This window comes from Rugamonas sp. DEMB1 (genome assembly GCF_029834475.1).
GTDB classification, from domain to species: Bacteria; Pseudomonadota; Gammaproteobacteria; order Burkholderiales; family Burkholderiaceae_D; genus Rugamonas; species Rugamonas rubra.
The window spans coordinates 464,905-485,085 of record NZ_CP122407.1 but is presented as its reverse complement, the minus strand read 5'-3'; the positions used below and the strand labels follow the sequence as shown (position 1 = coordinate 485,085).

The 20,181-nt window shown below is 66.6% G+C and carries 22 protein-coding genes and 1 pseudogene; 11 read left to right on the top strand and 12 right to left on the bottom strand.

Annotation, left to right across the window (positions count from 1 at the left end):
* Positions 1 to 85 precede the first annotated feature (85 nt).
* The 7 genes from paaH to paaA all read right to left on the bottom strand — a co-directional run bounded on the left by paaH (position 86) and on the right by paaA (position 6,372).
* Positions 86 to 1,642, bottom strand: coding sequence for a 3-hydroxyacyl-CoA dehydrogenase PaaH (gene paaH, locus QC826_RS02220; RefSeq protein WP_279764212.1), 1,557 nt, complete (start codon positions 1,640 to 1,642; stop codon positions 86 to 88).
* A 3-nt stretch (positions 1,643 to 1,645) separates the two neighbouring features.
* Complete coding sequence (paaG, locus tag QC826_RS02215; RefSeq protein ID WP_279764211.1) at positions 1,646 to 2,437, bottom strand: 2-(1,2-epoxy-1,2-dihydrophenyl)acetyl-CoA isomerase PaaG; 792 nt, start codon at positions 2,435 to 2,437, stop codon at positions 1,646 to 1,648.
* Between the two features lie 180 nt (positions 2,438 to 2,617).
* The gene (gene paaE / locus QC826_RS02210) at positions 2,618 to 3,694 is read right to left on the bottom strand and encodes a 1,2-phenylacetyl-CoA epoxidase subunit PaaE (protein ID WP_279764210.1); all 1,077 of its coding nucleotides are present in this window, start codon (positions 3,692 to 3,694) and stop codon (positions 2,618 to 2,620) included.
* A gap of 4 nt (positions 3,695 to 3,698) precedes the next feature.
* The gene (gene paaD, locus QC826_RS02205) at positions 3,699 to 4,229 is read right to left on the bottom strand and encodes a 1,2-phenylacetyl-CoA epoxidase subunit PaaD (protein ID WP_279764208.1); all 531 of its coding nucleotides are present in this window, start codon (positions 4,227 to 4,229) and stop codon (positions 3,699 to 3,701) included.
* A complete protein-coding gene (paaC, locus tag QC826_RS02200; RefSeq protein ID WP_279764207.1) occupies positions 4,230 to 4,982 on the bottom strand; it encodes a 1,2-phenylacetyl-CoA epoxidase subunit PaaC in 753 nt (250 codons plus the stop codon).
* Positions 4,983 to 4,999: 17 nt separating this feature from the next.
* The gene (gene paaB, locus QC826_RS02195) at positions 5,000 to 5,284 is read right to left on the bottom strand and encodes a 1,2-phenylacetyl-CoA epoxidase subunit PaaB (RefSeq protein WP_093382317.1); all 285 of its coding nucleotides are present in this window, start codon (positions 5,282 to 5,284) and stop codon (positions 5,000 to 5,002) included.
* A gap of 101 nt (positions 5,285 to 5,385) precedes the next feature.
* Positions 5,386 to 6,372, bottom strand: a complete 987-nt coding sequence (paaA, locus tag QC826_RS02190; RefSeq protein WP_093382314.1) for a 1,2-phenylacetyl-CoA epoxidase subunit PaaA — start codon at positions 6,370 to 6,372, stop codon at positions 5,386 to 5,388.
* A gap of 272 nt (positions 6,373 to 6,644) precedes the next feature.
* Between paaA and paaX the strand changes: the two genes are divergently transcribed.
* Positions 6,645 to 7,562: a phenylacetic acid degradation operon negative regulatory protein PaaX gene (gene paaX, locus QC826_RS02185; protein ID WP_279764206.1), complete on the top strand. Its 918-nt coding sequence runs from the start codon at positions 6,645 to 6,647 to the stop codon at positions 7,560 to 7,562.
* 57 nt (positions 7,563 to 7,619) lie between these two features.
* Here the strand turns inward: paaX and QC826_RS02180 are convergent, their stop codons facing one another.
* A complete protein-coding gene (locus QC826_RS02180) occupies positions 7,620 to 7,874 on the bottom strand; it encodes a hypothetical protein (RefSeq protein WP_093382309.1) in 255 nt (84 codons plus the stop codon).
* 165 nt (positions 7,875 to 8,039) lie between these two features.
* Positions 8,040 to 9,126: pseudogene (locus QC826_RS02175) on the bottom strand (TRAP transporter substrate-binding protein).
* Between the two features lie 199 nt (positions 9,127 to 9,325).
* Here QC826_RS02175 and QC826_RS02170 point away from each other — a divergent pair.
* The 3 genes from QC826_RS02170 to QC826_RS02160 all read left to right on the top strand — a co-directional run bounded on the left by QC826_RS02170 (position 9,326) and on the right by QC826_RS02160 (position 12,168).
* Positions 9,326 to 10,450: a M14-type cytosolic carboxypeptidase gene (locus QC826_RS02170; RefSeq protein ID WP_279764205.1), complete on the top strand. Its 1,125-nt coding sequence runs from the start codon at positions 9,326 to 9,328 to the stop codon at positions 10,448 to 10,450.
* Positions 10,451 to 10,537: 87 nt separating this feature from the next.
* Complete coding sequence (locus QC826_RS02165) at positions 10,538 to 11,674, top strand: ImmA/IrrE family metallo-endopeptidase (RefSeq protein WP_279764204.1); 1,137 nt, start codon at positions 10,538 to 10,540, stop codon at positions 11,672 to 11,674.
* The gene (locus QC826_RS02160) at positions 11,671 to 12,168 is read left to right on the top strand and encodes a DUF4411 family protein (RefSeq protein WP_279764203.1); all 498 of its coding nucleotides are present in this window, start codon (positions 11,671 to 11,673) and stop codon (positions 12,166 to 12,168) included. Before QC826_RS02165 ends, QC826_RS02160 begins: the two co-directional genes overlap by 4 nt.
* 62 nt (positions 12,169 to 12,230) lie before the next feature.
* Here QC826_RS02160 and QC826_RS02155 read toward each other — a convergent pair whose 3' ends face one another.
* Entirely contained in the window at positions 12,231 to 12,461 is a 231-nt protein-coding gene (locus QC826_RS02155) for a hypothetical protein (RefSeq protein ID WP_279764202.1), read from the bottom strand.
* 260 nt (positions 12,462 to 12,721) lie between these two features.
* On the opposite strand from QC826_RS02155, the gene QC826_RS02150 reads away from it, so the two are divergent.
* The 7 genes from QC826_RS02150 (at position 12,722) to QC826_RS02120 (ending at position 18,229) form a co-directional block, all read left to right on the top strand.
* Complete coding sequence (locus QC826_RS02150) at positions 12,722 to 13,945, top strand: cytochrome-c peroxidase (protein ID WP_279764201.1); 1,224 nt, start codon at positions 12,722 to 12,724, stop codon at positions 13,943 to 13,945.
* A gap of 28 nt (positions 13,946 to 13,973) precedes the next feature.
* Positions 13,974 to 15,305, top strand: coding sequence for a hypothetical protein (locus QC826_RS02145; RefSeq protein ID WP_279764200.1), 1,332 nt, complete (start codon positions 13,974 to 13,976; stop codon positions 15,303 to 15,305).
* 12 nt (positions 15,306 to 15,317) lie between these two features.
* Positions 15,318 to 15,851, top strand: a complete 534-nt coding sequence (locus tag QC826_RS02140; protein ID WP_279764199.1) for an FMN-binding protein — start codon at positions 15,318 to 15,320, stop codon at positions 15,849 to 15,851.
* Positions 15,848 to 16,762 carry an FAD:protein FMN transferase gene (locus QC826_RS02135; protein WP_279764198.1) on the top strand — a complete coding sequence of 305 codons (915 nt, stop codon included), beginning with the start codon at positions 15,848 to 15,850 and terminating at the stop codon, positions 16,760 to 16,762. Before QC826_RS02140 ends, QC826_RS02135 begins: the two co-directional genes overlap by 4 nt.
* Before the next feature lie 3 nt (positions 16,763 to 16,765).
* Positions 16,766 to 17,239: a DUF4405 domain-containing protein gene (locus QC826_RS02130; protein ID WP_279764197.1), complete on the top strand. Its 474-nt coding sequence runs from the start codon at positions 16,766 to 16,768 to the stop codon at positions 17,237 to 17,239.
* A 181-nt stretch (positions 17,240 to 17,420) separates the two neighbouring features.
* Complete coding sequence (locus tag QC826_RS02125) at positions 17,421 to 18,110, top strand: substrate-binding periplasmic protein (RefSeq protein ID WP_279764196.1); 690 nt, start codon at positions 17,421 to 17,423, stop codon at positions 18,108 to 18,110.
* Positions 18,107 to 18,229 (top strand): hypothetical protein, encoded by a 123-nt coding sequence (locus QC826_RS02120; protein ID WP_279764195.1) that lies wholly within the window; start codon positions 18,107 to 18,109, stop codon positions 18,227 to 18,229. The genes QC826_RS02125 and QC826_RS02120 overlap by 4 nt, the downstream gene beginning before the upstream one ends.
* Positions 18,230 to 18,309: 80 nt before the next feature.
* Here QC826_RS02120 and QC826_RS02115 read toward each other — a convergent pair whose 3' ends face one another.
* On the bottom strand, positions 18,310 to 18,870 hold the full coding sequence (locus QC826_RS02115; RefSeq protein WP_279764194.1) for a type II toxin-antitoxin system HicB family antitoxin: 561 nt from the start codon (positions 18,868 to 18,870) through the stop codon (positions 18,310 to 18,312).
* 196 nt (positions 18,871 to 19,066) lie between these two features.
* On the bottom strand, positions 19,067 to 20,161 hold the full coding sequence (locus QC826_RS02110; protein ID WP_093382270.1) for a TRAP transporter substrate-binding protein: 1,095 nt from the start codon (positions 20,159 to 20,161) through the stop codon (positions 19,067 to 19,069).
* Positions 20,162 to 20,181: the final 20 nt, after the last annotated feature.

Below are 20,181 nucleotides of genomic sequence, written 5' to 3'. Positions count from 1 at the left end.
GGCGCCGGCCTGCTTGGCCAGCGCCAGGGCCTGCGCATGCGCCTCGGCCTGCGCCTCGAGCGTACTCAGCGCCGGGTGGGCGTCCTTATGCATGGAAGCTCCCTCCCGCCGCCTGTTTGCGGCGCAGCAGCGGCGCGACGCGGTAGCGGTCCTCGCCGTAGGCCGCAGCCAGGTTGTGCAGCACCGTGACGATCTGGTTGATGCCGACGGCGTCGGCCCAGGCCAGCGGGCCGCGCGGGTAGTTGACGCCCTTCTGCATGGCGGTGTCGGCCGCCTGGGCGCTGCAAACGCCCTGGTTGACGGCGTCGGCCGCCTCGTTGGCCAGCATGGCGACGGTGCGCATCACGGCCAGGCCGGGCACGTCGTCCAGGCGGGTGACGGTGAAGCCGGCGGCCTGGAACAGGCCGACCACGGCCTTGTACGCGGCCGGGTCGCATTGGTCGGAGCAGGCCACGGCGATGCGCGTGGCCTTGGCGTAGTCCAGCGCCAGGTCGAACAGCACGGTGTCCGGATGGTGGTTGTCGCGCGCCCGGGCGGTGGCGCTGCGGCCGTCGCTCAGGTAGACGGCGGCGCCGTTGCAGTGGAAGGCCGGCGCCAGGTCCGGCGAGCCGTGGCCCTCGGCCGGCTTGCGCGCGCTGACCTCGATGCCGGCCTGCTTGAGGCGGGCCGCCAGCGCGTCGCAGACGGCGCTGCGGGCGCCGCTGTCGAAGGTGTAGCTGACGAATTCGGGCTTCGGCTGCGCCGCCTCGGCCTGCGCCTGCGGCGCCACGGCACCCTCGCCGTACTGGTAGAAGCCGCGTCCCGATTTGCGGCCGAGGAAGCCGGCGTTGACCATCTCCAGCTGCAGCACGGACGGCGTGAAGCGCGGGTCGCCGTAGTAGGCGTTGAAGACCGACTGCGTCACCGAGTAGTTGACGTCGTGGCCGATCAGGTCCATCAGCTCGAACGGCCCCATGCGGAAGCCGCCGGCCTCGCGCAGCACGGCGTCGATGGTGGCGGCGTCGGCGGCCTGCTCGCCCAGCAGGCGCAGGCCCTCGGCGTAGAACGGCCGCGCCACGCGGTTGACGATGAAGCCGGGGGTGGACTTGGCGTGCACCGGGTTCTTGCCCCAGGCGGCGGCGGTGTCGAACACGCTGGCGGCGACGGCGGCGTCGCTGGCCAGGCCGCTGACCACCTCGACCAGCGCCATCAGCGGCACCGGGTTGAAGAAGTGCATGCCGACCAGGCGCTGCGGCAGGCGCAGCTTGGCGGCGATGGCGGTGACCGAGATCGACGAGGTGTTGGTGGCCAGGATGCAGTCGTCGCCGACCACCGCCTCCAGCTCGGCGAACAGGCCGCGCTTGACGTCGAGGTTCTCGACGATGGCCTCGACCACCAGGGCGGCGTCGGCCAGCTCGGCCAGCGTGGCGGCGGCGCGCAGGCGGGCGTTGGCGGCGGCCGCGTCGGCGGCGCTCATGCGCTCCTTCTCGACCAGCTTGGCGAACACCTTGCCGATGTCGGCCAGGGCCTTGGCGACGGCCTCGGGCCGGGTGTCGTACAGCTTGACGGTGTGGCCGGCCACGGCGGCCACCTGGGCGATGCCGGCGCCCATGGCGCCGCTGCCGACGACGGCGACGATCTTATCTGTGCTCAATGCGCTCATCGCTCACTTCCCCTGGAACCGCGGCGCGCGCTTGGCCATGAAGGCGGCCACGCCCTCGCGGTAGTCCTCGCTGTTGCCCAGCTCGCTCATCATGCCGCACTCCAGCGTGAGCTGCTGCTGCAGGGTGTTCTGCGCGCTGGCGTGCAGCGCCTGCTTGGTGAAGGCCAGGCCCTTGGTGGGCGCGCTGGCGAAGTGGCGCGCCAGCTTGTCGGTCTCGGCCGCCAGCTCCTCGTCGGGCACGCACTTCCAGATCAGGCCCCAGGCCTCGGCCTTTTCGGCCGTGAGTTTTTCGCCCAGCATGGCCATGCCCATGGCGCGCGCGCTGCCGACCAGGCGTGGCAGGAAGTAGGTGCCGCCGGTGTCGGGGATCAGGCCGAGCTTGCAGAACACCTCGACGAAGCTGGCCGATTTGGCCGCCAGCACGATGTCGCAGGCCAGCGCCAGGTTGGCGCCGGCGCCGGCGGCCACGCCGTTGACGGCGCAGATCACCGGCATCGGCAGGGCGCGCAGGGCCAGCACCAGCGGGGCGTAGTTCTGTTCCACCGAGTCGCCCAGGTCGACGCCCTTGGAGCCGGGTTCGACGGCGCGGTCGGACAGGTCCTGGCCGGCGCAGAAGCCGCAGCCGGCGCCGCCCAGCACGAACACGCGCACCGACTTGTCGGCGTTCACCTGGCGCATGGCGTCGCGCACTTCCTCGTGCATCTGCTGGGTGAAGCTGTTGAGTTTGTCGGGACGGTTCAGGGTCAGCTTGGCGATGCCGTCGGCGATCTCGAAGAGGATGGTGTCGTAGGTCATGGCGTCTCGGTTTTAGGTTTGTTTTATGCTGCGGTTGGCGCGGCGATGCAAGGTGCTGCTTTGGCTGGCGAAACCCAGCGGCGTCGAGCTGGGGTCAGACCCTCGGCGCGCCGCCTGGCCGAAGTCGGCGGCGCCAATACAGGGTCTGACCCCGGGTTTGCGCCGCTGGTTTCATCGGCCTTACTCGGCCTGGTCGAAGTCGACCACCACCTTGTCGGTGACGGGGAAGCTTTGGCAGCTGAGCACGAAGCCACGGGCGATCTCGTAGTCCTCCAGCGCGTAGTTGACGTCCATGTCGACCTTGCCGTCGACCAGCTTGCAGCGGCAGGTCGAGCACACGCCGCCCTTGCAGGAGTAGCGCATGTCGATGCCGGCTCGCAGGCCGGCGTCGAGCAGCGACTCCTTGTCCTTGTCCATGGTGAAGGTGGTGTGGTTGCCGTCCATGATGACGGTGACCTCGGTCTCCTGGTGGCCGGCGACGTCGAGCGCGCGCGGCTTGTGCTGGTGCTTGGGGATGCTGGCGGCGAACAGCTCGATCTTGATGTTCGCCTTCGGCATGCCGGCCTCCTGCAGCGCCTCGGAGACGCCCAGCATCATGTCCTCCGGGCCGCAGATGAAGGCCACGTCCATGTCCTTGATGTCGATCCAGTGCTGCAGGAACTGGGCGCACTTGTCCTTGGTGATGCGGCCGTTGAACAGCTCGATGTCCTGCTGCTCGCGGCTCATCACGTAGGCCAGGTTGAGGCGCTGCATGAAGCTGTCCTTCAAATCGGTCAGCTCCTCCTTGAAGATCACCGTCGACGAGGCGCGGTTGCCGTAGAACAGGGTGAACTGGCTGTGCGGCTCGGCCAGCAGGGTGGTCTTGATGATCGACAGGATGGGCGTGATGCCACTGCCGGCGGCGAAGGCCAGGTAGTGCTTGCGGTTGGCGGCGTCGAGCGGCGTGTTGAAGTGGCCCATCGGCGGCATCACGTCGAGCACGATGCCGGCTTTGAGCGTGTCGTTGGCCCAGGTGGAGAACAGGCCGCCCTGGGTGCGCTTGATGGCGACGCGCAGCGCGCCCTCCTGCACCGACGAGCAGATCGAGTAGGAGCGGCGCACGTCCTCGCTGTTGATGTGGGTGCGCAGCGTCAGGTGCTGGCCCTGCTGGAAGGCGAAGCTGTCGCGCAGCTCGGGCGGCACGGCGAAGGTGACGGCGATGGTGTCGCGGGTTTCGTTGCGCACCTGCGAGACGGACAGCGGATAGAATTTGCTCATGGTTTTAGTGGCACTTGAAATAGTCGAAGGGCTCGCGGCAGTCGAGGCACTTGTACAACGCCTTGCAGGGGGTGGAGCCGAACTGGCTGGCCAACTCGGTGTGCAGCGAGCCGCAGCGCGGACAGGCCACGCTGGGCTTGGGCGGCAGCGAGTGGCGCTTGACGCCGGCGGTCAGGCCGCTGATGTCGACCACCTGCTGGGCCGGCGGGGCGATGCCGTAGTCCTTCAGCTTGACCCTGCCGGCCTCGCTCATCCAGTCGGTGGTCCAGGCCGGCGACAGCTGGTTGACCAGCCGCACGTGCTTCAGGCCGTGGCCGCGCAGGGCGTCGCCGACGGCGTCGGCGATGACCTGCATGGCCGGGCAGCCCGAGTAGGTCGGCGTGATGGTGACCACGCATTCCTCGTCGTTCAACACCTCGACGGCGCGCACGATGCCCAGGTCGACCACCGAGATGACCGGGATCTCGGGATCGGACACCTCGCCCAGCCAGGCCCAGATTTGTTCAGGGGTGACGCTGCTTTGCGGGGCGTCCATCTACCACTCCGCACCCGGATAGGCGCGCTGCAGGAACTGCATCTCGGCCAGGATGTAGCCCAGGTGCTCGCTGTGCACGCCCTGCTTGCCGCCCTTTTGCATCCAGGCGTCCGGCGCCGGCATGGCCAGCGTGGCCTCGGCGAAGATCTCGCCGACGTGCTCGAGCCAGTGGGCGCGCAACTCGTCGGCCGGCGGGGCGATGCCGGCGTCGACCATCGCCTGGTCGACCGCGTCGTAGGCGAACACCTCGCCGCTGTACATCCACAGGTCGTCGACGGCGGCCTGGGTCTTGGCGTGGCTGACGGCGCTGCCGTCGCCCAGGCGGACGATCAAGTCGCCGCTGCGGCGCAGGTGGTAGGTGACCTCCTTCAGCGATTTTTCGGCGATGTCGGCGATGCGCTGGTCGGCCGCGCCGCACAGGCCGCGGATGAGGAAGTAGTGCCAAGTGTCGAAGAAGAACTGGCGCGTCATCGTGTCGGCGTAGTTGCCGTTCGGTTGCTCCAGCAGCAGGCAGTTCTTGAACTCGTGCGCGTCGCGGTGGAAGGCGATCTTGTCCTCGTCGCGGCCGGCGCCTTCGAGCTCGCCGGCGTATTCGTACCACAGGCGGGTCTGGCCCAGCAGGTCGAGCGAGACGTTGGTCAGCGCCATGTCCTCCTCCAGCGCCGGGCCCTTGCCGCACCACTGCGACAGCTGCTGGCTGAGGATCAGGGCGTTGTCGCCCAGGCGCAGCAGGTAATTGACTTTGTCATCCACGATTGTGCTCTCCGCGCTTACAGGTTTTTGACTTCTTCCGGCATCGGGAAGAAGGTCGGGTGGCGGTAGACTTTGCTGTTGGACGGCTCGAACAGCGCGCCCTTGTCGGCCGGGCTGCTGGCGACGATGTCGGCGGCGCGCACCACCCAGATGCTGACGCCCTCGTTGCGGCGGGTGTAGACGTCGCGCGCGTTGTTGACGGCCATTTCGGCGTCGGAGGCGTGCAGACTGCCCACGTGTTTGTGCGCCAGCCCGTGCTGGCTGCGGATGAAGACTTCCCACAACGGCCATTCTTTGCTCATCTCGATCTCCTCAGTGTTTTTTTGTATGCTGCCAGCCATGGGCAACGTGCCAGGGTCAGACCCTAGGGTCTGACCCTCGAATCGCTGACCCTCGAACGTCCCTAGGCGGCTTTGCGCGCGGCTTGTTTGTCGGCGTAGGCGACCAGCGCATCGCGGAACCACTCGCCGTCGTCGTAGGCCTTGACGCGGGTGCGCAGGCGCTCGCGGTTGCAGGGGCCGTTGCCCTTCAGGACGTTCTGGAACTCGGACCAGTCGATCGCGCCGAACTCGTAGTGGCCGGTCTCGGCGTTGAACTTCAGGTCGGGGTCGGGCACGGTCAGGCCCAGGTACTCGGCCTGCGGCACGGTCTGGTCGACCATGCGCTGGCGCAGCTCGTCGTTGGAGAACAGCTTGATGCGCCACTGCGCCGACTGCGCGCTGTTGACCGATTCGGCGTCGGACGGGCCGAACATCATCAGCGACGGCCACCACCAGCGGTTCAGCGCGTCCTGCGCCATGGCCTTCTGTTCCGGCGTGCCCTTGGCCAGCGACATCATGATGTCGTAGCCCTGGCGGGCGTGGAAGGATTCCTCCTTGCAGACGCGGATCATGGCGCGCGAATACGGGCCGTAGGAGCAGCGGCACAGCGGGATCTGGTTGATGATGGCCGAGCCGTCGACCAGCCAGCCGATGGCGCCCATGTCGGCCCAGCTCAGCGTGGGGTAGTTGAAGATGCTCGAATACTTGGCCTTGCCCGAGTGCAGCGCGGCGAGCAGGTCGTCGCGCGACACGCCCAGCGTTTCCGCGGCGCTGTACAGATACAGGCCGTGGCCGGCCTCGTCCTGGATCTTGGCCAGCAGAATGGACTTGCGTTTGAGCGTGGGCGCGCGGGTCACCCAGTTGCCCTCGGGCAGCTGGCCGACGATCTCCGAGTGGGCGTGCTGCGAGATCTGCCGGATCAGGGTCTTGCGGTATGCCTCGGGCATCCAGTCCTTGGCCTCGATCTTGACACCGGCGTCGATGCGCGCCTGGAAGGCGCGTTCTTCGGCGCCCATGTCATCGAGGGAACGAACGTTTTTGAGGCCGGTTTCCACCATCTGTGCGTACATGTTTGTCTCCAAGTGCGATGGATCAATAATACGATACATAATTCGCTTTGACTACGGAATTTGTGTGTCAGATTGCGATTCCGTATCTTATTTGGCCTCAAATACCGTGTTTGACGTCGTTTTTTCATCGCCGGACGGGCGCTTCGACCGCGTTTACGCGCCGTTTATTGCCATGAAAATGAAAAATTATGCTGCGCCCATGCCGCGGCAAAGTAAACTCCTGTTTTTTACCCAAGGTTGAGAACCGCCGCGTTTTTTGCCAAAATGAAAATATGACCTGCAACGACTGGATCGCCCACTTCCTCGCCAACGACCCGCCGCGCTCGAAATCGCTGGTGGTGACCATCTTCGGCGACGCCATCGTGCCGCACGGCGGCCTGGTCTGGCTGGGCAGCCTGATCAACCTGCTCGAACCGTTCGGCGTCAACGACCGCCTGCTGCGCACCTCGGTGTTCCGCCTGGCGCAGGAGGGCTGGCTGGGCGCCCAGCGCGACGGCCGGCGCAGCTCCTATTCGATCACGCCGGAGGCGATGGCCCGCTTCAGCCGCGCCTACCGGCGCATCTACGCGCCGCTGACCCTGCATTGGGACGGCACTTGGACCCTGGTGCTCAGCGGCGCCGGCAACATCGGCGCGGCCGAACGGGCGGCGTTGCGCAAGGAGTTGTTGTGGGAGGGGTATAGCGTGGTCGCGCCCGGCGTGTTCAGCCATCCGGCGGCGGACGCCCAGGTGTTGGAGCAATTGCTGACGCGCACGGGCGTCAAGGACAAGCTGTTCGTCTGCCAAGCAAGCGCCCTGCCCGGGGCCGGCGGCCGGCCGCTGCGCGAGCTGGTCGAGGACGGTTGGGACTTGTCCGCCGTGGTGGCCGGCTACGAGGGGTTCACGGCGCAGTTCCAGCCGCTGCTGGCGCTGTTGCAGGGCGCGCCGGCGCTGGAGCCGCAGCAGGCCTTCATCATCCGCAGCCTGCTGGTCCACGCCTACCGCCGGGTCCAGCTGCACGATCCGCAACTGCCGGTCGAGCTGCTGCCCGAGCCGTGGCCGGGCGCCCAGGCCTACGAGCTGGCGCGCGCCGTCTACCAGCTGAGCTACGCGCCGGCCGAGCAATACATCATGGCCACGTTGCACCGCGAGGACGAGCTGGCGGCCGAGGCGGACGCCTCGTTCTACCAGCGCTTCGGCGGCCTGCACTAGTCTAGCGTGGCCATGCGTGGCGCGGCATGCTTGCCGCCGCGCCAGACCTTCTACGAACTATTTTTGCACCACCTGCTTGGCGCCGGCCAGCAGGTCGTTGCCCAGTTTTTCCAACAGCACCACCTGGGTCTGCATCGAGTCGAGGATGGCGACGTTGAAGATGAACTCGGCCGGCGTGGTGTAGCCGGGGAAGCGGATGATTTTCAGTAGTTCCTGCATGCTGGTGCCCTTGCCCAGATGGGCCAGCGCGTCGCTGAGCGCGGAGATTTTTTTCTCCAGCTCTTTGATATGGTTATCGCCCTTGTGATCCATTGCAATCTCCTGGTGAGTGGCGCCGCGCGGGATTGCGCAGCCACTACCAACTTAGCAAAGCCAAGACAACAATGTTAGGGAAAGTTCAATTGTGCGCGACTTTCAAACCGCCCGCGAACTTGACTTTCGTCGCGTTCCGGCGGGCGGCTTGGGCCGTGCCGGCGCCTACTTGCGGCCGATGCTGATCAGGTAGTTCTGCATGGTCGCCTCGGCCACCGAGGCCCATTGGTTCTGGTCGTGGCGGAAGCGTTTCCACGGCTCGTAGATCTTCTTGAACTTGGCGTTCCTGGCGGCCTCCTCCTCCATGACGATGGTCGACATCTTGTAGGCCTCGTCCAGAATATCCTTGGAGAAGTTGTGCAGCTTGACGCCGTTCTTCATCAGGCGCGCCAGCGCGGCCGGATTCTTGGCGTCGTACTCGGCCTGCATCACCACGTGGCACTCGTAGCTGGCCGCCTCGATGGCCGCCTGGTATTCCTTGGGCAGCTTTTCCCACTCCTTGATGTTGATATAAAACGACAGTTGCGGCCCCGCCTCCCACCAACCGGGCGAATAGTAGTGCGGCGCCACCTTGGCCAGGCCCAGCTTTTCGTCGTCGTAGGGGCCGACCCACTCGGCCGCGTCGATGGTGCCCTTCTCCAGCGCGGCGTAGACGTCGCCGGCGGGAATCTGCTGCGGCACCACGCCCATACGTTCCATCACGCGGCCGGCGAAACCGGCGACGCGCATCTTCAGGCCCTTCATGTCGGCGACCGACTTGATCTCCTTGCGATACCAGCCGCCCATCTGGGTGCCCGTGTTGCCGGCCAGGAAGTTGACGATGCCGTAGCCCTTGAAGAACTCGCGGGTCAGCGCGCGGCCGCCGCCCTGGTCCATCCAGGCGGTCTGCTGGCGCGAGGTCAGGCCGAAGGGCACCGCGCAGTCGAAGGCGAAGGTGGGGTTACTTGCCGAAGTAGTAGTAGGACGGCGTGTGGCCCATCTCCACCGTGCCGGCCTGGACGGCGTCGAGCACCTGCAGGCCGGGGACGATCTCGCCGGCGGCGAAGGGACGGATGACGAACTTGCCGCCGGTCAGCTCGGAGACGCGCTTGACGAACTTGTCGCAGGCGCCAAAGATGGTGTCCAGGGTCTTGGGAAAGCTCGAGGCCAGGCGCCAGCTAATGGCGGGTTGGACCTGCGCCAGGGCCGGGGCGGCCAGCGCGGCGGCCGATGCGCCGACGGCGGATTTTTTCAGGAAGGAACGACGTTCCATTAGTAAGTCTCCAAAGAATTATTCGTTTGAAAAACGCTGGCCGGGCCGGGTCGGCCGCCGCCGCCCCAGTGTAGAGGCAGACAGACAAGCTTGCAATGGCCGCATGGCCCGCTGACGGGCTTGCCGAAGTAGTATCATGGCGGCATGCGCCACGAGCGCAAACCATACTATTTACATTGAATTCAACAGGAATCAAGCAATGTCCATCAAAATCAGCCACCAATTCGACGCCGGCGCCATCGACGTGCTGCGCGCGGAAGACCCGTCCGCCATCGAGCTCAACATCCGCAAGGACTCGCACGCCGACATCGTCCAGTGGTTCTACTTCCGCGTGCAGGGCGCCCAGGCGACCCCGCTGAACCTGCGCTTCCTCAACGCCGGTTCCTCCGCCTACCCGGACGGCTGGATCGACTACCAGGCCGTGGCCAGCTACGACCGCGAAACCTGGTTCCGCGTGCCGACCAGCTACGACGGCAAGGTGATGACGATCGAACACACGCCGGAATTCGACAGCGTCTACTACGCCTACTTCGAGCCCTACTCGTGGGAACGCCACCTGGCCCTGCTCGACAGCGCGCAGCTGTCGCCGCTGGTCACGCAGGTCGACCTGGGCAGCACCGTCGAGGGCCGCGACCTGAACATGTTGGTGATCGGCGATCCGGACAGCGAGAAGAAGGTGTGGGTCATCGCGCGCCAGCACCCGGGCGAGACGATGGCCGAGTGGTTCGTCGAAGGCATGGTCGAGGCACTGCTCGACCCGGCCAACCCGTTCGGCCGCCAGTGCCTGAACGAGGCGGTGTTCTACGTGGTGCCGAACATGAACCCGGACGGCTCGGTGCGCGGCAACCTGCGCACCAACGCGGCCGGCGCCAACCTGAACCGCGAGTGGATGACGCCGACCATGGAGCGCAGCCCGGAGGTGTTCCTCGTCAAGCAGAAGATGCACGAAATCGGCTGCGACCTGTTCCTCGACATCCACGGCGACGAGGGTCTGCCGTATGTGTTCGTGGCCGGCAGCGAGTCGCTGGAAACCTTCAGCGCCGCGCAGGCGGCCGAGCAGCAGCGCTTCGTCGACGACTTCAAGGTGGCCAGCCCGGACTTCCAGGACCTGCACGGCTACGGCGTCACGCCGTTCACGCCGGAAACGCTGACCATGGGCTCGCCGCACATCACCCACGCCTTCGGCTGCCTGTCGCTGACCTTGGAGATGCCGTTCAAGGACAACGCCAACGACCCGGACCCGGAAGCGGGCTGGAGCGGCCCGCGCAGCGTCGAGCTGGGCAAGTCGATTCTGCAGCCGGTGCTGCGTTCGCTGCTGGCCTAAGAGCGCACTATACTAAGTTGAGCTGAACCTACGCGGTATGAAAAAACGGCTGACAGGTGCGGCGGAGCACATTAATCTATTTGCAATATGAGCCACGCACTTGTCAACCCCAAGCTGATGTCTTGGTCCCGCCGTCGAGCGGGACTGAGCGAAGCCGACCTTGCGGAAAGCATCACCGTGAAAGCGGACAAGGTGCTGGCGTGGGAATCCGGTGAAAGCAAACCGACGTTTCGACAGGCTCAGCAATGGGCAAGTTTGGCCCGTGTGCCGTTCGGCTATCTGTTCCTGAAGGAGGCTCCCAAAGAGCAGCTTCCCCTTCCCGACCTTCGCACAGTCGGCGGCGCCGCTCCTGCTCAACCAAGCACCGACCTGCTGGACACGGTACGCGAGGTGCTGAGGAAGCACGAATGGTACCTCGACTATTTGAAGGAGCAAGAGCAAACTCCGCTTCCGTTCGTGGGAAAATTTTCCAGCGCGTCCGTGGTCGCCGAGGTTGTAGCGGATATTCGCTCCGTTTTGGGAGTCAATGCCGCACCGCACCGGCAAGGCGGGGAAGAGTACTTCCGACAACTGATAGCAGGGGCCGATGCCGCCGGCATCTTGGTCATGCGCAGTGGGATAGTGGGAACAAATACGCATCGAAAACTGGATGTCGGCGAGTTCCGGGGCTTGGCCATCAGCGACCAGCTTGCCCCAATTGTGTTCATCAATATCGCCGATGCGCCCGCAGCACGACTGTTTACGCTGATTCATGAACTGGCACATATCTGGATTGGAAGCAGCGGTATTTCCAGCGTCACGCCGTCGAGCAATCGACGTGACGAGGTGTTCTGCAACGCCGTGGCAGGTGAGTTCCTGGTGCCGGCTGCGCAGTTCACAGCCTTGTGGCGAGAGACCGGCGACTGGCTCGCGCAGCTTCCCGAGCTGGCCGCTGTGTTTCACGTGAGCGCTCTTGTCGTCGCTCGCCGGGCCTGTGACCTCGGCTTCATTACCAGCGAGGCATACAGCCAGTATTACCTGTCGGAACTGAACGCTTACCGCGCCCACAAAAAAGCCGGACGCGGTGACTTCTACAAAACCGCCAGTTCGAAGAACAGCAAGCGCTTCAGTCGCGCCGTCCTGACCGAAGCCCTCAGCGGACGACTACTTCTGCGCGACGCAGGCAAACTGCTTGGCATCCAACCCGGAAAGATTCGAACCTACGCCGAGAAGGTAGATGAATGAAATATCTTCTCGACGCCAATACCTTCATCGAGGCGAAAAACCGCTACTACAACATGACGGTCTGTCCGGCTTACTGGCTCTGGATACTCCAGAAGTTTGTCGCGCAGGACGTTGCAAGCATCGCCATGGTGGGCGACGAGTTGAGAAAAGGGGATGACGAACTTGCGGCTTGGGCAAAGGACAACGCCGGCTTGTTCATCAGCATCCATGACGAGGACACGCAAATGTGCTTTGCAACAGTAGCGAACTTGGTCATGGCTCAGAGCGGGGGAATGAAGCCTGGGGCGGTGGAGGAGTTTTTGTCGGGTGCGGACCCATGGCTGATCGCCAAAGCCATGGCAACCGGCGCCACCGTCGTTACGCACGAATCCTATAACCCCGAAAAGAAGAAAAAATTCCTCATCCCGAATGTTTGCGAAGCATTTGGCGTAACCTGGATGAATACCTTCGACATGCTTTACAAACTGGAGGCGCGGTTTGTGCTGCCCGCCTGACCTCAGCAGCAGACGTATCTTCGCCCCCACGCGCCGCGCCGTCCAGGCTGCGGCGCCCTCGCCTACCCGGCCCGGCCGCGCCGCGCGCGCAGCTTGCGGCGCACCACCACGACAGCCAGCACGCCGTTGACCAACAGCAGCAACACGCCGCAGGCCAGCTTGATCCGCGTCTGCGATGCGGACTCCAGCGCCAGGAACTGGCGGGCGATCGCGTTGCCGGCGGACGACATCAAAAACAACACCAACAAGGTCAGTGCGCCGGCGACAAGTAATGCGGTGAGTTGTTTGCGCATGGGGATCGCGGCCTTTCGTCGATGAAGTGAGGGCGCATCTTGCCAGAGCCGGCGCCGGAACGCCATCCTGCGCCGGCGGCCGGCCCGCCCGGCCCTAGCCCCGGGCGTGGCCGCTTATGCCACGGCCCACGTCAATTCGACGTCAACTTCCCGCATTTGCCGACAAATACGCAACAATCCGCCCCGGATCATTGCCATGATTACAATCGCAAACTATAATCATTCTCATTCGCGATTAAACCAACCAATTCCAACAGGCAATGCACAACGACAAATACTCCACCGGCCCCGCGCTGGCCCGGCTCGCCGCAGCCGTCTTGACCCTGGCCCTGGCCGCCTGTAGCGGTGGCGGCGGCTCCGCCACCCCGGCTCCGGTCCCGGCGCCGGAAACCGCCGGCCTGAGCCAGGCCGCCCAGCTGGGCGAGAAGATCTTCAAGGACGTGTCGCTGTCGGCCTCCGGCAAGCAGTCCTGCGCCAGCTGCCACAGCCCGGACCAGGCCCACGGCCCGGTCGGCAACTTGTCGGCCGAGCTGGGCGGGCCGAACGGCGACACCCAAGGCTTCCGCGCCTCGCCCTCGCTGCGCTACCTGAACCAGACGCCGGCCTTCTTCTTCGACAAGGAAGGCACGCCGACCGGCGGCATCGACCGCGACGGCCGCGCCCAGTCGCTGGCCGAGCAGGCCGAGCGCCCCTTCCTGGCGCCGCACGAGATGGCCAACGCCAGCAAGGAGGCGGTGGTCGCCAGCCTGCGCAAGACCGGCTACGCCGAGCAGTTCCGCCAGCAGTTCGGCGCCGCCATCTTCGAGCAGCCGGAACAGGCCTTCAGCCGCATCACCTTCGCGCTGCAGCAGTACCAGAAGGAGGACACGGCCTTCCATCCCTTCGACTCGAAGTACGACCAGTTCCTCGCCGGCAAGGTGAAGCTGGCCGACGCCGAGCTGCGCGGCCTGGCCCTGTTCAACGACACCAGCAAGGGCAACTGCATCGGCTGCCACGCCAGCATGCGCGGCGCCGACGGCGCGCCGCCGCTGTTCACCGACTTCACCTACGACAACCTGGGCGTGCCGCGCAATGCGCGCCTGAAGGCGACCGCCGACCCGGCCTACTTCGACCTGGGCCTGTGCGGCCCGGACCGCACCGACCTGGCCGCCCGCGCCGACCTGTGCGGCGCCTTCAAGGTGCCGACGCTGCGCAACGTGGCGACCCGCCACACCTTCTTCCACAACGGCGCCTTCGACAACCTTAAGGACGTGGTGGCCTTCTACGTGCGGCGCGACACCAATCCGGAGGAGTGGTATCCGCTCGGCGCCGACGGCAAGGTGGACAAGTTCAACGACCTGCCGGCGCAGTACCGCCGCAACGTCAACATCAGCGAAGTGCCGTACAACCGCCAGCCCGGCATGGCGCCGGCCCTGTCGCCGGCCGAGATCGACGACGTCGTGCAGTTCCTCGGCACGCTGACCGACGGTTACCGCGCCCCCTAACACCCTACAACTTTCAAGAGAACCGACCATGAACAAGAAACTGATCGCCACGGCACTCGCAGCCGCCTTCCTGAGCGCACCACTGGCGGCCAGCGCCGGCGAGGCCGAACTGCTGCAACGCATCGAGAAGATGGCCGCCGAGCTGGAACAGCTGAAAAGCGAACTGAAGGCCAGCGTGAAGAAGACCGCCGCCGTCGAGCAGCGCCAGCAGGAGATGGCGGCGGCAGCGCCGGCCGTCGCCGCCGCGGCCGCCGCCAGCGCCGTGCAGAGCGCCGGCGCCGCCGCCGTGCAGGCGTCCGCTTCGGCGCCGCGCACCGTGCTGACCGGCTACGGCGAGATCAACTACAACCGCCCGAGCAAGAACGCCAGCGCGGCGCAGACCGACGTGCGCCGCGTCGTGTTCGGCATCACCCACCGCTTCGACGAGAAGACCAAGCTGGTCTCGGAATTCGAGTGGGAGCACGCGGTGGTGTCGGCCGACGACGCCGGCGAGAGCGCGATCGAGCAGGTCTACGTCGAGCGCGAGTTCGGCAACGGCCTGCGCGGCAAGGCCGGCCTGTTCCTGATCCCGTCCGGCCTGATCAACACCAGCCACGAGCCGACCGCCTACTACGGCGTCGAGCGCAACTTCGTCGAGACGGCGATCATCCCGTCGACCTGGCGCGAGGCCGGCCTCGGCCTGTCCGGCGACACCGCCGCCGGCCTGAGCTGGGACGCCGGCATCACCACCGGCTTCGACCTGACCAAATGGGACGCCGCCGGCACCGACGGCCGCGAGTCGCCGCTGGGCAGCATCCACCAGGAAGGCCAGCTGGCCAAGTCGCGCCACCTGAGCGTGCACGGCGCGCTGAACTGGCGCGGCGTGCCGGGCCTGCTGGTGGGCGGCTCCGTCTTCACCGGCAAGGCCGGCCACAAGACCGAGGGCTTCGCCGCGCAGGACGCCCGCGTCACCGTGGTCGACCTGCATACCCGCTACACGCCGGGCCACTGGGCCCTGTCGGCGCTGTACGCGCGCGGCCAGATCAGCAACACCGAGGAGCTCAACGCCACCTTCGTCGGCAACCCCAACCCGGTGCCGCGCAGCTTCGCCGGCTGGTACGCCCAGGCCGCCTACCAGCTGCTCAAGGCGGGCGACTACACGCTCAGCCCCTTCGTGCGCTATGAGCAGTTCAACACGGCGAAGAGCTACGCCGCCGCGCCGCAGGGCCTGGGCGTGGCGCCGGCCGCCGACGAGAAGGTCAGCACCGTCGGCGCCAACCTGCGCGTCGGCGAGGGCGTGGTGCTGAAGGCGGACTACCAGAAATTCCGCGAGGACAAGACGCGCGACCGCCTGAACCTGGGCGTCGGCTTCTCCTACTAGGCGGGGGCCGCCATGCGCTATCTGCAATGGATTCCGCTGGCCGCCGGCGCCGCCTGCGCGCCGGTGTTCGCCACCCAATACCTGAGCGCCGAGCAGGCGCAAAAGCTGATGTTCCCCGAGGCCGGCGCCTTCCGCGAGCAGAACGTGGCGCTCAACGCGGCGCAGATGCAGCAGGTGGAAAAGCTGGCCGGGCTGGCGGCGCGTTCGGTCAACTGGCGCGTGTTCGGCGCCTACAAGGGCGACGCCCTGCTCGGCTGGATGGTGCTCGACGACGTGGTCGGCAAGTTCGAGCTGATCTCCTACGCCGTCGGCGTCAACCCGGACGCCAGCGTGCGCCAGGTCGAGGTGTTGAGCTACCGCGAGAGCCACGGCGGCGAGATCCGCACGCCGGCCTGGCGCCGCCAGTTCGTCGGCAAGACGGCGCAGGGCGGCATCGCCATCGGCGAGGGCATCGCCAACATCAGCGGCGCCACCCTGTCCTGCAGCCACCTGACCGACGGCGTGCGGCGCATCGCCGCCATCGCCCAGGCGGTGCTGAAAAAATGATGCGCCGCGCCCAGCCCTGGCTGGGCACCCTGGTCGAGATCTCGGTGGCCGACGCGCTGCCGGACGAGGCGGTGCAGCAGGCCATCTCGCAGGCCTTCGCCGAGGTGGCGCTGGTGCACCGGCTGATGAGCTTCCACGCCGCCGACAGCGACGTGGCGCGGCTCAACCGCGCCTGGGCCAGCGAGGTGCTGGCCGTCCACCCCCACACCTGGCAGGTGCTGCGATTGGCGCAGCGCGTCGCCGAGCAATCGGACCACATCTTCAACATCGCCTGCGCGCCGCGCCTGGTGGCCTGGGGCTGCCTGCCGGCGCCGCAGGACGAGGCGCCGAGCTACCGGCCCGGCCTGACGGTGCTGCGCTGCCAGGCCGGCGGCACGGTGCGCAAGGCGGCGCCGGGCTGGGTCGACCTGGGCGGCATCGCCAAGGGCTACGCGGTCGATTTGGCGCTGGCGGCCCTGCAACGCGCCGGCGTGGCCAGCGCCTGCGTCAACGCCGGCGGCGACCTGCGCGCCATCGGGCCGGACGCCTGGCCGGTGCGGCTGCGCTCGCCGCGCGACCCGGGCCGGGTCGGCGCCACGCTGGCGCTGCGCGGCGAGGCGCTGGCCACCTCGGCCGGCTACTTCTCGGCGCGCGAGCACAACGGCCAACGGGTCTGCGCGCTAGTCGACGGGCGCGACGGCAGCCCGGCCGGCATGGCGGGCACTGGCGCCGTCGGCGGCGACGACCTTGACGGCGGCGCGGCCGCCGGTCGCCGCGCCGGCGACAAGGCCGGTCGCGGCCACGGCCCCAGCGTTTCGGTGCGCGCCGCCAGCTGCGCCGTGGCCGACGCGCTGACCAAGGTGGTGCTGGCCAGCGGCGACGTGGCGCACCCGGCGCTGCGGGCCTTCCAGGCCACAGCGCTTATAATCTGAGCGATGCATCCTTCCCACCACTCCCGCCACCACATCAATCTGCGCCTGGAACGCTGGCACCGGCGCTGCATCTATCTCGGCTGTTTCGCGCTGCTGGCCAGCGGCGCCGGCTGGCTGCTGGCGCGCTACTTCATGCGCCCGGTCGGCCAGTTCGGCGAGACCATCCACCCGCTCGAACCGTGGGCGATGAAGCTGCACGGCGGCGCCGCGATGGTGATGCTGTTCTTCGTCGGCAGCCTGATGAACGCGCACATCCGCCGCGCCCTGAAGGCCGGCCGCAACCTGGCCACCGGCTGGGGCATGCTGCTCACGCTGTCGCTGCTCACCGCCAGCGGCTACGGCCTGTACTACCTGGCCGGCGAGGCCGACCGGCCGCTCTGGTCGGCGACGCACTGGATCGTCGGCTTGGCGATGGGCCTGCTGATCGTGCTGCACGTGGCGCTGGGACGGCGCGGCAGCCGGCACCGCAGCCACTAGCGGCTCGGCGGCGCGCGCCTTCGCCGCACTGCTGCGTGCCAAGCCGGCGCGGCGGCGCCGGGCCGGTGTGGCAATTCCTCAACGCAATCTCGTGGCATTTACGGCAACTACGTAGTGTTCCGCAGTACAATGCTCCGGCACGCTGGCCACCCACGGCCACCTTCCCCGGAAAGATCCGCCCATGCACGTGTCATCCGCCCCCTCGCGCCGCCGCAGCACCGGCCGGCGCGCCGCCGCCGCGCTGGCCCTGCTGCTGTGGGCCGGCGGCGCCGGCGCGGTGGAGCTGCGCACCGCCGCGCAGGACGCCACGGCGCCGAAATTCGTCGCCCGGCACGGCGCCGCCGGCGCCCAGGTGGTCGGCCTGTGCATCGACATCCTGCAGGCCATCGAGCGGGTCGACCCGGAGCTGCGCTTCGTCGGCACGCAGCACTGGTTGCCGGTGCCCCGGGTCGAGGCCGGGCTGGCGGCGGGCACGCTGGACGTCGCCTGCGCGCTGCTGCGCACGCCCGAGCGCGAGGCGCGCTTCCACTTCATCGAGCCGGCGCTGTTCCCGGCCAACTTCTACCTGGCCGTGCGCGCCGACGACCAGGTGCGCGTCAAGGATTGGGACGACGTGCGCCGGCTCGGCGAGCGGGGCACCGTGCTGGTCATGCACGGCTTCGGCATCGCCCAGCGCCTCAAGCGCATCGGCGGCCTGCGCGTCGACGACGGCGGCAACGACTCGGCCACCAACTTCAACAAGCTGCTGGCCGGGCGCGGCCGCTTCTACCTGCACCGCGCGCCCGGCATCCAGTGGGAGATCAGCCGGGCCGGCATGGACAACCGGATCAAGCTGCTGTCGCCGCCCATCCTCAGCGAAGCCTGCACATGATGGCCTCGCGCCAGCTGGCGCCCGAGCTGGCCGAGCGCCTGCGCGCGGCCATCGTCCAGCTGCGCGCCGACGGCGCGCTCGAGCGCCTGCGCGCCAAGTGGGAGGGCGAGCTGCCCTGAGTACGCGTCCTCGCTGTAACAAGCTCCAAGCGGCGGGCTGTAGCAGCGAGATAAGGGCTTAACTCGGGCTTAACTCGGGCTTAACTCGGTGATTTCGATGGGGTTTTTTTAGCCTTGCCGGCCGCAGTCTTATTGTGGACTGGAGGATAGAGTTTACTTGCGTCGACTGCCACTGGATTTTCTGGCGAACACGGCGGTATCCCAACACCCTTCACGCTCACCAAGCCGGTTGGTATTGGCGTCTCGACCTGAGCGGCGCGTATTGCATTTGTTCGCCCCACATATTCGGAAATGGCCGCCGTCAACAGCTGGTTTATGCCGCAATCCTCCAACTCGGCAAGCTCAGCCACTTGTTGGTGCAAGCTTCGCGGTATTCTGAGGGCGATCTTGCCACTATTCCCGTCAAATGAGATGGGCTCGCGAATCTCACGTCCATGCGCCATCGAAACCAATAGCCATGACTCGGCCGCCTTGTCCAAATTGGCGATAGCTTCCGCCGCAGTGTCCCCTTCCGCAACGCATCCTGGAAATTCCTGAATTGTCGCGGAGAAGCCGCCACCAGCTTCTGGCGTCAATCGTCTAGTGTAGGGTTTGCCAAGAATCTCTGCCACCGTCGACTTATTCTTCATCGATGCGTTCATCACTATCTTTTCCGATCAAAAAAATTTCCCAATCGTCAAGGTCGCTCAGAAGAGTGTCGATGACGCTTCGAGCGGTGCCGGGCGAACGACAGCATCGCTGCGTCAATTATAGGCAATCCAATGGGCATGGCGCCGCCACAATCTGTTCGGTTAAAAAAAACCCGCCGGGAGGCGGGTTCGCTGGCGGCGGGGCGGCTTACTTGCCGCCGCGTCCGGCGCTGATCAGGTAGTTCTGCATGGTCGCCTCGGCCACCGAGGCCCACTGGTTCTGGTCCTGGCGGAAACGCTTCCACGGCTCGTAGATCTTCTTGAACTTGGCGTTCTTCGCCGCTTCCTCGTTCATGACGTCGTTGGCGGCCTTGTAGCAGGCGTCCATCGTGTCCTTGGGGAAGTTGCGCAGCTTGACGCCGTTCTTCAGCAGACGGGCCAGCGCGGCCGGGTTGCGGGCGTCGTACTCGGCCTGCATCACCACGTGGGCCTCGTAGGTGGCCACCTCCAGCGCCGCCTGGTATTCCTTGGGCAGCTTTTCCCACTCCTTGATGCCGACGTAGAAGGAGAACGAGGCGCCCGCCTCCCACCAGCCCGGCGCGTAGTAGTAGGGCGCGACCTTGAAGAAGCCCAGCTTCTCGTCGTCGTAGGGGCCGACCCATTCGGCGGCGTCGATGGTGCCCTTCTCCAGCGCCGGGTAGATGTCGCCGCCGGCCAGCTGTTGCGGCACCAGGCCGAGGCGCTCGAGCACGCGGCCGGCGAAGCCGCCGACGCGCATCTTGGTGCCCTTCAGGTCGGCCACCGACTTGATCTCCTTGCGGAACCAGCCGCCCATCTGGGTGCCCGAGTTGCCGCCGAGGAAGTTGATGATGCCGTAGCCCTTGAAGAACTCGCGCGTCAGCTCGCGTCCGCCGCCCTGGTCGTACCAGGCGGTGTGCTGGCGCGAGGTCAGGCCGAAGGGCACGGCGCAGTCGAAGGCGAAGGTGGCGTCCTTGCCGAAGTAGTAGTACGAGGCGCTGTGGCCCATCTCGACGGTGCCGGCCTGGACCGCGTCCATCACCTGCAGGCCCGGCACGATCTCGCCGGCGGCGAAGGAGCGGATGTTGAACTTGCCGCCGGTCAGCGCGGCGACGCGCTTGGTGAAGGTGTCGGCGGCGCCGAAGATGGTGTCGAGCGACTTGGGGAAGCTCGAGGCCAGCCGCCAATTAATGGTCGGCAATGCGTCGGCCGCCAGGGCGGGTGCTGCGATGGCGCCGGCGCCGGCGCCGACTGCTGCTTTTTTCAGAAAGGAACGACGTTCCATACCTAAAGTCTCCTAGTGTT

Excerpts from the sequence above, each read along its gene's own strand:
- QC826_RS02110 (WP_093382270.1), bottom strand. The coding sequence starts at position 20,161 with ATGGAACGTCGTTCCTTTCTGAAAAAAGCAGCAGTCGGCGCCGGCGCC.
- paaE (WP_279764210.1), bottom strand. The coding sequence starts at position 3,694 with ATGAGCAAATTCTATCCGCTGTCCGTCTCGCAGGTGCGCAACGAAACC.
- paaA (WP_093382314.1), bottom strand. The coding sequence starts at position 6,372 with ATGTACGCACAGATGGTGGAAACCGGCCTCAAAAACGTTCGTTCCCTC.
- QC826_RS02115 (WP_279764194.1), bottom strand. The coding sequence starts at position 18,870 with ATGAACGCATCGATGAAGAATAAGTCGACGGTGGCAGAGATTCTTGGC.
- paaB (WP_093382317.1), bottom strand. The coding sequence starts at position 5,284 with ATGAGCAAAGAATGGCCGTTGTGGGAAGTCTTCATCCGCAGCCAGCAC.
- QC826_RS02170 (WP_279764205.1), top strand. The coding sequence starts at position 9,326 with ATGTCCATCAAAATCAGCCACCAATTCGACGCCGGCGCCATCGACGTG.
- QC826_RS02155 (WP_279764202.1), bottom strand. The coding sequence starts at position 12,461 with ATGCGCAAACAACTCACCGCATTACTTGTCGCCGGCGCACTGACCTTG.
- paaG (WP_279764211.1), bottom strand. The coding sequence starts at position 2,437 with ATGACCTACGACACCATCCTCTTCGAGATCGCCGACGGCATCGCCAAG.
- QC826_RS02130 (WP_279764197.1), top strand. The coding sequence starts at position 16,766 with ATGCATCCTTCCCACCACTCCCGCCACCACATCAATCTGCGCCTGGAA.
- QC826_RS02140 (WP_279764199.1), top strand. The coding sequence starts at position 15,318 with ATGCGCTATCTGCAATGGATTCCGCTGGCCGCCGGCGCCGCCTGCGCG.
- QC826_RS02145 (WP_279764200.1), top strand. The coding sequence starts at position 13,974 with ATGAACAAGAAACTGATCGCCACGGCACTCGCAGCCGCCTTCCTGAGC.
- paaX (WP_279764206.1), top strand. The coding sequence starts at position 6,645 with ATGACCTGCAACGACTGGATCGCCCACTTCCTCGCCAACGACCCGCCG.
- QC826_RS02120 (WP_279764195.1), top strand. The coding sequence starts at position 18,107 with ATGATGGCCTCGCGCCAGCTGGCGCCCGAGCTGGCCGAGCGCCTGCGC.
- QC826_RS02165 (WP_279764204.1), top strand. The coding sequence starts at position 10,538 with ATGAGCCACGCACTTGTCAACCCCAAGCTGATGTCTTGGTCCCGCCGT.
- QC826_RS02160 (WP_279764203.1), top strand. The coding sequence starts at position 11,671 with ATGAAATATCTTCTCGACGCCAATACCTTCATCGAGGCGAAAAACCGC.
- QC826_RS02150 (WP_279764201.1), top strand. The coding sequence starts at position 12,722 with ATGCACAACGACAAATACTCCACCGGCCCCGCGCTGGCCCGGCTCGCC.
- QC826_RS02125 (WP_279764196.1), top strand. The coding sequence starts at position 17,421 with ATGCACGTGTCATCCGCCCCCTCGCGCCGCCGCAGCACCGGCCGGCGC.
- QC826_RS02135 (WP_279764198.1), top strand. The coding sequence starts at position 15,848 with ATGATGCGCCGCGCCCAGCCCTGGCTGGGCACCCTGGTCGAGATCTCG.
- QC826_RS02180 (WP_093382309.1), bottom strand. The coding sequence starts at position 7,874 with ATGGATCACAAGGGCGATAACCATATCAAAGAGCTGGAGAAAAAAATC.
- paaD (WP_279764208.1), bottom strand. The coding sequence starts at position 4,229 with ATGGACGCCCCGCAAAGCAGCGTCACCCCTGAACAAATCTGGGCCTGG.
- paaH (WP_279764212.1), bottom strand. The coding sequence starts at position 1,642 with ATGAGCGCATTGAGCACAGATAAGATCGTCGCCGTCGTCGGCAGCGGC.